This is a genomic window from Roseibium sediminis (genome assembly GCF_008711325.1).
Classification (GTDB): Bacteria; Pseudomonadota; Alphaproteobacteria; order Rhizobiales; family Stappiaceae; genus Roseibium; species Roseibium sediminis.
The window spans coordinates 217,478-227,518 of the sequence record NZ_VXDB01000002.1 but is presented as its reverse complement, the minus strand read 5'-3'; the positions used below and the strand labels follow the sequence as shown (position 1 = coordinate 227,518).

The 10,041-nt window shown below is 57.5% G+C and carries 12 protein-coding genes; 9 read left to right on the top strand and 3 right to left on the bottom strand.

From position 1 onward, the window contains the following. From F0155_RS03015 to F0155_RS02980, 8 genes are all read left to right on the top strand, one after another. Entirely contained in the window at positions 1-1,593 is a 1,593-nt protein-coding gene (locus F0155_RS03015) for a Na+/H+ antiporter subunit D (RefSeq protein WP_150522990.1), read from the top strand. After that, entirely contained in the window at positions 1,590-2,066 is a 477-nt protein-coding gene (locus tag F0155_RS03010) for a Na+/H+ antiporter subunit E (protein WP_150522989.1), read from the top strand. Before F0155_RS03015 ends, F0155_RS03010 begins: the two co-directional genes overlap by 4 nt. Next, positions 2,063-2,419: a cation:proton antiporter gene (locus F0155_RS03005; protein ID WP_150522988.1), complete on the top strand. Its 357-nt coding sequence runs from the start codon at positions 2,063-2,065 to the stop codon at positions 2,417-2,419. The genes F0155_RS03010 and F0155_RS03005 overlap by 4 nt, the downstream gene beginning before the upstream one ends. Next, positions 2,416-2,769: a monovalent cation/H(+) antiporter subunit G gene (gene mnhG, locus F0155_RS03000; RefSeq protein ID WP_204934383.1), complete on the top strand. Its 354-nt coding sequence runs from the start codon at positions 2,416-2,418 to the stop codon at positions 2,767-2,769. The genes F0155_RS03005 and mnhG overlap by 4 nt, the downstream gene beginning before the upstream one ends. A gap of 503 nt (positions 2,770-3,272) precedes the next feature. Further along, positions 3,273-3,689, top strand: coding sequence for a Ros/MucR family transcriptional regulator (locus F0155_RS02995; RefSeq protein WP_150522986.1), 417 nt, complete (start codon positions 3,273-3,275; stop codon positions 3,687-3,689). A gap of 129 nt (positions 3,690-3,818) precedes the next feature. Continuing rightward, positions 3,819-4,454, top strand: a complete 636-nt coding sequence (locus F0155_RS02990) for a LysE family translocator (protein ID WP_150522985.1) — start codon at positions 3,819-3,821, stop codon at positions 4,452-4,454. Positions 4,455-4,646: 192 nt separating this feature from the next. Further along, positions 4,647-5,084: a helix-turn-helix domain-containing protein gene (locus F0155_RS02985; RefSeq protein WP_161599742.1), complete on the top strand. Its 438-nt coding sequence runs from the start codon at positions 4,647-4,649 to the stop codon at positions 5,082-5,084. Then, positions 5,056-5,880, top strand: a complete 825-nt coding sequence (locus F0155_RS02980; RefSeq protein WP_150522983.1) for a DUF6456 domain-containing protein — start codon at positions 5,056-5,058, stop codon at positions 5,878-5,880. The genes F0155_RS02985 and F0155_RS02980 overlap by 29 nt, the downstream gene beginning before the upstream one ends. A 133-nt stretch (positions 5,881-6,013) precedes the next feature. Here the strand turns inward: F0155_RS02980 and F0155_RS02975 are convergent, their stop codons facing one another. From F0155_RS02975 to F0155_RS02965, 3 genes are all read right to left on the bottom strand, one after another. After that, positions 6,014-6,436, bottom strand: a complete 423-nt coding sequence (locus tag F0155_RS02975; protein ID WP_150522982.1) for a hypothetical protein — start codon at positions 6,434-6,436, stop codon at positions 6,014-6,016. 247 nt (positions 6,437-6,683) lie between these two features. After that, entirely contained in the window at positions 6,684-7,118 is a 435-nt protein-coding gene (locus F0155_RS02970; protein WP_150523084.1) for a SufE family protein, read from the bottom strand. 270 nt (positions 7,119-7,388) lie between these two features. Next, positions 7,389-7,883, bottom strand: a complete 495-nt coding sequence (locus tag F0155_RS02965) for a DUF5330 domain-containing protein (protein ID WP_150522981.1) — start codon at positions 7,881-7,883, stop codon at positions 7,389-7,391. A gap of 339 nt (positions 7,884-8,222) precedes the next feature. On the opposite strand from F0155_RS02965, the gene F0155_RS02960 reads away from it, so the two are divergent. Further along, the gene (locus F0155_RS02960; RefSeq protein WP_150522980.1) at positions 8,223-9,971 is read left to right on the top strand and encodes a PAS domain-containing protein; all 1,749 of its coding nucleotides are present in this window, start codon (positions 8,223-8,225) and stop codon (positions 9,969-9,971) included. Positions 9,972-10,041: the final 70 nt, after the last annotated feature.

Here is a 10,041-nt window from a genome sequence, read left to right as displayed (position 1 = left end):
ATGGCCGGTTCCTATCCTTCTCCTGAAGTCGACTTTTCCGCTGCCTGGAACCTGACACCTGTATCTGCAGGTGACTGGCTGGTGGTGGCTCCGACGGTCATCACGATGATCGGCGGTGCGGTGTGCCTGATGGCGCGCAAGAACACCAATGCACAGCCGAAACTCGGTCTCATCTTCCTGACGCTCTTGGTGCTCGCCAATGGCGGTTTGCTGCTCAGGGTGCTCGACAAGGGCGTCATCACCATGGTGATGGGCTCCTGGTTGCCGCCCTTCGGCATTGCCTTCACGGTGGACACGCTGGGCGCGACCATGTCGCTGATCGCGTCTGTCGTCGCCCTGTGCGCGGGCATGTACGGGGCCTCATCCGTGGGCAGCACCGGGCGGCGCTACGGCTTCTATCCGTTCCTGCTCCTGCTGATGACAGGTGTGTGCGGCGCGTTCCTGACCGGGGATATCTTCAACCTCTATGTCTGGTTCGAAGTGCTGCTGATTTCCTCCTACGGCCTTCTTGTTCTCGGTAATGACCGGCCGCAGCTGGATGGGGCCGTGAAATACGGCATCCTCAACCTGATCGGCACGAACCTTTTCCTGATCGGCACGGGTCTTCTCTACGGCATCCTCGGCACGCTCAACATGGCCGACATTGCCATGAAGATTTCCCAGCTGGATGCTCCGGCCCACGGAACACTGGCAACGGTTGCCGCGCTCTATCTTCTGGCCTTCGCCATGAAGGCGGCTGCTTTCCCGGTGAACTTCTGGCTTCCGGCGTCCTATCACACGCCGAACGTGGTCGTCTCCGCGGTCTTTGCAGGTCTTTTGACCAAGGTCGGTGTCTACGCGTTGCTGCGCATCTTCGTCATGATCATGCCGGCCTCGCGCGAATACATGGCCGACCTGATCGCCGTCGTGGCGATTGCAACGATGATCGTCGGAGCACTTGGTGCCATTGCCCAAAGCGAAGTTCGCCGCGCGCTCGGATATCTCGTGATCGCGGGTATCGGCTCCATGCTGGCAGGTCTTGCAATCGGAACACCGCTGGCGATCTCCGGTGCAATTTTCTACGCAGTTCACTCGATCATCGTGATGACGGCACTCTACATGGTTGCCGGCGTCATGCAGCAGATGGGCGGAAGCTACGATCTTCGCAAGCTGGGCGGGCTTTATGCCGCCAGCCCGGCCTTCGCGGCGATCTTCCTCATTCTGGCCTTTGCCGTCTCCGGCCTGCCGCCGTTCTCCGGCTTCTGGCCGAAGGTCATGCTGGTTGAATCTGCGATCGTCACCGGACGCACCTGGGTTGCCGTTGCCATCCTCGTTGGCGGCTTCCTGACAACCATCGCCATGGGCCGGATCTGGATCTACGCCTTCTGGCGCGGTGGTCCGGAAGGGACTGCAGACGGCACTGCCGTTGCCCTGCCTGCTACCAGCAAGTTGCTGACCCCGGCAGCGGTCTGGGTCCCGATCTGCATTCTCACCGCTCTGGTGATCTATTTCGGTATCCAGCCGGAAGGCATGTTCACTCTGTCCGCCTACGGGTCGATCGGTAACGTTGATCCGTCCGGTTATCTCAACTCTGTCTTTGGAGGTGCACAATGACCGGATTGTTTCTGATCAATGTTCTCCTCTCGCTCGCATGGGGAGCGGTGACGGGAAGCTTTTCCGTCGTCAATCTGGTGTTCGGTTTCCTTTTGGGAACCGGCGCTCTCTTCCTCATCCGCGAGCAGGTCGGAACGTCGGCCTATTTCTCACGGTCCGGCAAGATCGTCAGTCTGGCGATCCTGTTCATCTATGAACTGGTCCTGTCTTCCTGGCGTGTTGCCAAGATCGTGCTTCGCCCGAAGATCGATCTGGAGCCCGGCATCATTTCCTACCCGCTGACCGTGGACAAGGATTTCGAGATCACCATTCTGGCCAACCTGATCACCCTGACACCGGGCACCTTGTCCGTTGACGTGTCGGATGATCGCAAGACGCTGTTCATCCACTGCGTTGATGTCCCGGATCCGCAAGGAACGATCGACGACATCAAGAACGGTTTTGAACGCAAGATTCTGGAGGCCTTTCGATGACCCCACTTGAGATTTTTGCGGGCGACTTTCTTGATGCATGTGTGCGCATCGCGCTTGCGATCCTGACCCTGTCCTTCATCCTGATCTGTATCCGGACCGTGAAGGGGCCGACCCTGCCGGACCGGGTTGTGGCGCTCGACATGCTGGTCGCTGTCGGCATCGGCTTTCTGGCAACCTTCGGCGTGCTGACGTCCTACTATCTTTACATCGACGTGGCGATCACCCTCGGACTTGTCGGCTTCCTCGCAACGGTTGCCTTTGCCCGCTTCGTCCTCAATCGGGGCGTTGCAGGGGATCGTGCGATCATGAACGAAGTGGACGAAACCATTGAACGCAGAAAGGCCGAACAATGATGGGACCCTGGATTGATATCATCGTTGGCGTGATGATTGTCATCGGCGCCCTGTTTGCTCTGGTCGCCTCCATCGGCATCTTGCGGCTGAACGATGTCTACATGCGCATGCACGCAGGCTCGAAGGCTGGTACCCTCGGTTCAGGCGTCATGCTGCTGGCGCTTGCTGTCCATGCTTCCGATCCGGGGATTTTCACCCGTGCGGTGGCGGGGGTGATCTTCTTCCTGCTGACGGCGCCGGTATCAGCACACCTTCTGGCAACCGCAGCCTACCGTGCAGGGTATCGCCCATGCCCCGAAACAAAGAGGGATGACTTCAAGGCAGTCATTCGCCCCGGCGAGGCAAACTGACTTTCTGCAAGTTCCAACGGGCCCGGATCTTGTAGACCGGGCCCGAACTTTTTCTGCCATTCCATGTTTCAAGTCATAGACGCGGCACGTGTTCACGGCACAAGAACGGCGAGATATCCGCTTCTGTCGTTCAGACCTTCTGCGTATTTATATCAATGGAAACGCTGGAAAAACCAAGGCTGGGCCATTATATCAGGCCCAATCCTAAAACCATCGCTGGCAGATCACATATACTATCAATTTTTTTGGAACTGTCTCGCTGGTTTTGTTTCCAATATTAGGAACAAGCGTGCTTTAATTAAAATTGGACAGTAATTTACTGACAACAGGGGTTGTCTACGACGGTAAGTCGTCATATAAGACGCTTATTCGAAACCTGAAAAGTAGAATCATTTTCGTGAGTGACGTCCCATAGTATCGATTATTTACGGTGCTTATCGCGTCAAGAAGCTTTATAGGGTCAGAGAAACAGAATTCCCGGTTTAAACAAGAATGGACCAGAAATGACGGAAACCCCGGTAGACGGCAATCTGATAGATCTTACAGCAGATATCGTGTCTGCTTATGTCAGCAACAACACTGTGGCGTCGACAGATCTTCCGAACCTGATCAATGAGGTTTACGGTGCCCTGCAGCGCACTTCCACGACCGCTCAGGAGCCGGAGCCGGAGCCGCTGAAGCCTGCTGTCCCAGTCAAGAAGTCGGTCATGCCGGACTACATCATCTGTCTTGAAGACGGAAAGAAGTTCAAGTCCCTGAAGCGTCACCTGCGCACGCATTACGACATGACTCCGGACGAATACCGCGAAAAGTGGGAGCTGGGCCCGGATTATCCGATGGTTGCTCCGAACTACGCAGCAGCTCGTTCCGAGCTTGCAAAGAAGATGGGTCTCGGCCAGCAGCGCAAGCGCGGCAAGTAAGCCTTTCTCTTCTTCAAGAGATATTGAACCGCCCGGTCTCCTCCGGGCGGTTTTTTAATGGCCGCAGGAATGTGGCCCGCTGGAACCCACGCAGGTTCCCGATCCAGAAACTCGCCCGGCAGTACTTTCATGATCAAAGTCTATGCACTTACCCTTGCTGCCCTGATCGCCATGCAGATCGCTCCCGGGCCAAATCTCATTGCCGTCGCGGCGGAAGGAATGAGCAGGGGGCGCAAGGCGGCATTGCTGGTTGCCCTCGGCGTTTCCTGCGGGGCGGTCATATGGGTCATTCTTGCAGCTCTCGGTCTTGGGTTCGTGATCCAGAGACAGCCCGAAATCCTGACAGGTCTCAAACTCGTCGGTGGAACATATTTGCTCTGGATCGGGTGCCGCGCCCTTTACGCAGCCGCAAGGGGAAAGAGCATCCGCATTCCACAGGCGGATCGTCTTGAGACGGGCTTGGCCTCATGGCGCCGAGGTCTTCTCGTTGTGATGTCGAACCCGAAGGCCGCACTTGGCTGGACCGCTATCGCATCCTTCATGTTTGGGTCGCGATTGTCGGCGCCTCAGGTGGCGGCATTCGCTCCGGTCGCGGCACTCAGTGCAATGGTTGTTTATGGGGCGTATGCCATCCTGTTTTTCACCGGAACAGCTTCGCGCGCCTATCAACGCTTCTGGCGCGGCGTCGAGTTGGTTTTCGGCGGCGTATTCGGAGCCATGGGTGCAAGTCTGGTGGTGTCCGGTCTGCGCGAGTATCGCACCTGACTTCGCAGACATTTAGGATCAGGCACCGCTAGTTGTTTTTTCCTTGAAATGGTGCAGCCCGGAAAGCGCAGAATACTCCGGTTTTCAAGATGCAACTTAACGTTATTGCGAAAGTTATTCACCACCGGAAATACTGTGCTAAAATATAGGAAAATATACCTATTATGCCAAAGTCGTTTGCGGGGAGTGGAAATGAACGTGCAACGGAGGGGAGGTGAAGCCGAACGCCTGCATCCGGGTGCCTATCCCGTTTTCGCCCAACTGGTGCAAAATCGTGTGGCCGCTCATCTCCATATAGCGGAGGGGTATGTTTCGCGGGCGTATTGCATCCGACCTTCGCAGTTTTTCCTGCAAACAAGGGGAGAGCGGCATGTCTCCCAGGCCCGCCAGCTCGTCATGTACCTGGCTCATGTCGAACTCGGTCTGTCGCTGGAGCATGTCGGGCACAGGTATCATCGGCATAGAAGCACGGCGGCCTATGCTTGCCGTGTCACCGAAAGCAGGAGGGATGACCCGGAATTTGATGAACTGGTTTCGCAGTTGGAGACACTGATTTCCCTGAAGGACGATCCATTGTTTTTTTCCGTTTGTGGAGAGGCTTATGACGAAGCGTTTGCCCAAGGATTTTGAATTGTTGCTTTTGCTCCTGAAGGCTTTGGCCGGTGGGAAAACACGATTGATGCTGGATGAAAACGGCGAAGGAAGCTGGAACCTCCGGCATCGATTGCCCGCTAGAAACCGGAAGGTTCTCAGCGAGATTGTCGAGCTTGGCGTGCGCGCCGAATATCTGGAACCGGTTGGTGATACAGAAAAGCGGATCAGCGCCAACTGGCTGAAGGCCTTGAAGCGGTTTCTGGCTGGCGGAGACGGTATCGCCGACCAGCATCGATCGCTGGTTCCCCTGAACGATGGCCAGGAACAAGAGACTTCTGCCCCTCCAGCCATGATGAACCTTGCCGAAAGTCCGCTGGCCTGGCTCGCGAGGCGCAAGGACCGGAAGGGAAATCCGCTCCTCACCGAAATACAGGTGTTGGCAGGTGAGCGCCTACGTTCGGATTTCACCTTTGCGTCCCTGATGCCGGATTTTGGCCGTGGCTGGAAAGGGGAACCGTCCGGCTTCGCGAAGGGTAGTGGAGGGCAAGGTGCCGGGGCGATGCGCGACGATGTGATCGCTGCCCGCCAGCGGGTTCAAACCATCCTTGACGGGCTGGAGCCCAAATGCGCCCGCGTCCTCATCGATGTCTGCTGTCATTCGAAGGGACTGGAGGCGGTAGAGGCGGAGCAGGGGTGGCCGGCACGGTCTGCGAAAATCGTTCTCCAGATCGCGTTGAACAGCCTTGCGGTCAAATACGGCATGGTCACACAGGCGCCCGACAGGCTAGGCCGGATAAAGGTGTGGTCATCAGATCCCGGTAGCGCACATTGAGCCCCCCAAGCCGTGGCCGGCAATTGACTGCGGCTTGGTTTTGTTACGGCGTTTGGGAAAGGCTCCCCAAACGCCCTTTTCTCTGATCACCACGGGCAGAGAAAAATGCTCCGGGTGAAAAGGGGGAGGCACATTACTTCGCCTTGGCAGCTCCGCCACCAGCAGCACCACCGACGGCCCCGAGAATTGCCGGAAGCAGTTTCTCGACGATCGGAGCAACTGCCTTGATGATGTCCACGATACCCTTGAACAGGCCGTTCAGGTCGAACCCGCCGCCATCCTTGCCGCCATCGGCTTCTTTTGCTTCCTCAGCCTTGGGAGCGGCATCCGCTTTCGGGGCCTCGGCAGCAGCCGGGGCTGCGGCTGCCTTCTGTGCAGGAGCCGCCATCTGGGCAGGGGCGGCCATCTGTGCAGCTGCCGGTTTCTTCGCTGCCGCTGGCATTGGGGCAGCCATGTGATTGGCTTGTGCAGTTTGAAGCGCCATCTTCATGGCACTTGCCTTCATGGATTGCATTTGAGGGGCGGCGGCACCGGCCCCAGCCTTATGAAGTTGCATAATTCCTCCTAAAAATAACGGCGCAGAACGACTGCGCAACGAACGTATACATTGAGAAAGAATTAATCATATCAGAAAGTTCTAGGCATTATTTACGTAGAGGAGCTACGTAGTGAATGCTGGTTGAGACACAGGTGTGGTCTCCCGGCACGTCTGACGTGCCGGTTTTAGGGGCGCAAAGCCTTGAAATCAGAAACAGTCCCGCCCTGAAATAGCTACGGATCGGAAAAGAAGGTTGCAGTGAGGTTCAGGCTTGAACGGACCGCTGGGCCGCATCGGCATCGGCGCGGATACGTCCGATCATCGACTTCAGGCCGTTGGAGCGCTGTGGAGTGAGGTGTTCCTTCAGGCCGAGCGTGTTGAAGAAGCCGTCCACGTCCGTGTCGAGAATCTCCCGAGCCGTCTTGCCTGAAAACAGGGCAAGGGCAACAGCAACCAGCCCCTGAACAATCAGCGCGTCACTGTCGCCGCGATAGGTGAGAACGGGCTCTGCACCGCTCGTGTCGACTTCGGTGACCAGCCAGACCTGGGACACACAGCCGCGCACCTTGTTGACCTCGTTCTTCTCGTCATCGGAGAGGCCGGGCAGCTCCTTGCCGAGATCGATCAGGTATTTGTAGCGATCTTCCCAATCGTCGAGAAAATCGAAGGAGTCGATGATGTCCTGAAGTGAAGTTGCCATGTCTGTCCGCTTCTGAATGGGAAGATGCCTTTCCATATACCGCTCCCGCGGCCGGAGGCAAACCGTCGGCAGGGAAGGAATAGCGAAAAGGGGCGCGGAAAAGAAAAAACGCCGCAGATGGTATGGGCAGCAGCCCATCTGCGGCGTGCGGAAAATTCCGCTAAGGTGTAACTGCCATCCAGGCAGGGAGCACATTCTCCGGAGCCTGATCAAGCGGGCGCAAACAACCGAGTGGGCGACCTAAGGTCGGATCCAGTCCGGTCTCCGCGTTCAGGTCCGGTGACCTAAACGTGGGTTGGGGCGAGGTATGGCCCCAATAACGGGCCCCTGAGCAGGGGCGTCGATGGAGTGACCGGCAGCCAGCGAAGCAGGGCCACTGATCTGAGCAAGGTCGGACACGCCAACCCTGTTGGTCGAGCCTGTGGTCAGCGGTGACTGGGGCTCGATGGAGACGACGGAGGCGCCGGACTGATCGAAGCCGCCCTGGCCATCGGGAGTGGCAACCTTCTCATCGAGAAACTCGTAGACGATCCGTGCGCCGTCGCGGGCCTGAGCGCCGATTGCTGTCAGCGCTTCCCCGCCGGTCTTGCAGGCGTCCGGGTTGCGGTCGCAGAAACCGCCAAAATCAGACACCGCAGCCTGAGCCGCAAAGAAGGTCGCAACCGGGTCGATAGAGAGTTGAGCCGATTCCTCCTTGTCCGAACCAAGAGGGATAAGAACGAGAACCAGCGTGATCCAGAACGCTGTCCTGAGAAGAAAAAACATCTTTTGCTACCCTGTTCAGTTTTTTCCGAAGCCCGGTTTTGGTGGGCTTTCTTTGTGTTATGGCAGCACAATAGCAGGCAGGTGAAAACGCCCGGTTGAATGTCAGAGCGAGTTTTTCATCAAATTAATCAGGTATTTGCCGAAAGTTTGAAGAGAAATTGAGTCAAATTTTATCTATCGACAAAAATGCCAGTATTTCCCAAGCGTTATCGGTAATGAGTCCGTTGGCGATTGGCGTATTTGTGCAGGTATCCTTTATCGTTCTTTAAGTGGTCGCTGCCAAAAATGCGGGTCAGAGTAATCGAGTAGTGAATCGCCCGCATGGGCGCGGTAAAAGACGTGCGTAAAACAAAGCAATCAATACCGACGATCTGGCGGGAAGCCCTGCGCCTTCTGAACGGAATGGTGCATCCCACATGGGCGAACGATCCGCTTGAAGCCCCTCGGCATCGCGCCTTCCTCGCCGTTGCGCTCGTGACGGGGGCGGTCTCGCTGATTCTTCTCCCCCTTCATCTGGCATTACTAGGGCCCACACCGCTTCCCATGGTGCTGCTGGTTGGATGGATGCTCGCGCAGTGGCCGTTGGCTCACTATCTCAGTCAGACCGGGCGCCTTGATCGGGCCTACGGACTGTCTTCCTTTCTTTTTGCCGGTTTTCTGGGTGCCATGGCCTTTGTGTCAGGCGGCCCGGCATCGTTTGCGGTGATCTGGCTGGCGATTGTGCCGATGGAAGCCGCGCTTTCCGGTTCAAAGCGTGTCGTGCTTGCAGCGGCATCCGCCTGTGTCGCCGTTGTTGCGGCCCTGTTTCTTCTGGCTCCCTCCGGATTGGCATTTGACCTGCCGGGGTCATCCCTCTTTGCCGCGTCCTCGCTGGCCGCGATCCTTTACAGTGGTGGGCTGTGCACGCGTCTTGTGGCCGATCAGACGCGCCTTCACGCCAAGCTTGTCAGCCGGGAAGGGGAAGCGCGCCTTCTCAATCAGGGAACCGACAATCTCGTCCTTCGCTGCGAAGCTGACGGGGATATCCGGTATGTCGGCGGCAATCTGGAACGGTTTCTTGGGGCAACAAAACGCCAGCTGCGCGGCAATTGGCTGTTCCAGCGGGTCCATGTCGCAGATCGGCCGAGCTATCTTCAAGCTCTTGCCGATGCGCGCGCTGGAGAACCACGCAAGCGCATAGAGTTTCGCCTGCGTCACGGTGCCAGCGATCCGGGCGAAGAAGGCACTGCTGACTACATCTGGATCAGCGCGGATCTCAAGACGGCTGAAGCGGTCGATTCTTCTGAAAAAGATATCCTGCTTTGCCTCACCAACATCACCGAGCGCAAGGAAGTCGATCAGGACCATGAGCTTGCGCGCACGGCCATCGAAGCTGAGCTGCAGCAAAAGGTGGGTCTGGTGGCAGCTGCCGGGATTCACCTGCGCGGCTCCGCAGAAAACTTCGTGAAGCTCAGCAGCCTTTTGAACGCCCTGCCGGAAACCAACAGACAGGGCGGGGAGCGCACCCGTGCCGTTGTGGACGAGATGCTCTGGACGGGCCGCAAGCTGCTGCAAACGGTCGACGGACTTGAAGAGGCTGCAGCTCTGAGTGGCGGGCACCGCTCGCTCGAAATCACCGCAGTCGATCTTCACGAGATTATTGAGACGGCACGTGGCGAAGTTGCGCCTGTCGCTACCGGCGTCGGGGTCCGCCTGCAACTGGATCTTCCGCAGAACCGGCTGACTATCCCGGCAGACAAGGCAGCGGTTCAGCACCTTCTGATCCAGTCTCTGCGCGCTGTTGTCGATGGCTCCCGGGACGGCGGAAAGGTGAGCCTGTCTCTCAGACGTGGCCGCGGATATGTGGAAATGGTTCTGCAGGGGCAGCATGCCTCGGCAGAGGGCGAACCTTCGAAGACAGTCGAAAACGACTTCCGGTTTACAATGGTTGAACGTTTGTGCGCCATGCAAGGCGGCGTCACGGAAAGCCATGTCGAGCCGAACGGTGATTGCCGCTTGTTGCTGCGGCTTCCCTGTGCAGCGCCGGTTGCCGTGTCACCTGTTGACCAGGAGCGCCATTCGGCACCGAAGTCTTTGAGGATCGCCTGAAGAACACATGCCACAAGGCATGGCCTGACGGGCAGAGTTTGTTGAAACGGGGGCAACCCCACGGATTTGA

Excerpts from the sequence above, each read along its gene's own strand:
- F0155_RS02970 (WP_150523084.1), bottom strand. The coding sequence starts at position 7,118 with ATGGCAACTTCACTTCAGGACATCATCGACTCCTTCGATTTTCTCGAC.
- F0155_RS03005 (WP_150522988.1), top strand. The coding sequence starts at position 2,063 with ATGACCCCACTTGAGATTTTTGCGGGCGACTTTCTTGATGCATGTGTG.
- F0155_RS03010 (WP_150522989.1), top strand. The coding sequence starts at position 1,590 with ATGACCGGATTGTTTCTGATCAATGTTCTCCTCTCGCTCGCATGGGGA.
- F0155_RS02965 (WP_150522981.1), bottom strand. The coding sequence starts at position 7,883 with ATGTTTTTTCTTCTCAGGACAGCGTTCTGGATCACGCTGGTTCTCGTT.
- F0155_RS02985 (WP_161599742.1), top strand. The coding sequence starts at position 4,647 with ATGAACGTGCAACGGAGGGGAGGTGAAGCCGAACGCCTGCATCCGGGT.
- F0155_RS02980 (WP_150522983.1), top strand. The coding sequence starts at position 5,056 with ATGACGAAGCGTTTGCCCAAGGATTTTGAATTGTTGCTTTTGCTCCTG.
- mnhG (WP_204934383.1), top strand. The coding sequence starts at position 2,416 with ATGATGGGACCCTGGATTGATATCATCGTTGGCGTGATGATTGTCATC.
- F0155_RS03015 (WP_150522990.1), top strand. The coding sequence starts at position 1 with ATGGCCGGTTCCTATCCTTCTCCTGAAGTCGACTTTTCCGCTGCCTGG.
- F0155_RS02975 (WP_150522982.1), bottom strand. The coding sequence starts at position 6,436 with ATGCAACTTCATAAGGCTGGGGCCGGTGCCGCCGCCCCTCAAATGCAA.
- F0155_RS02990 (WP_150522985.1), top strand. The coding sequence starts at position 3,819 with ATGATCAAAGTCTATGCACTTACCCTTGCTGCCCTGATCGCCATGCAG.
- F0155_RS02995 (WP_150522986.1), top strand. The coding sequence starts at position 3,273 with ATGACGGAAACCCCGGTAGACGGCAATCTGATAGATCTTACAGCAGAT.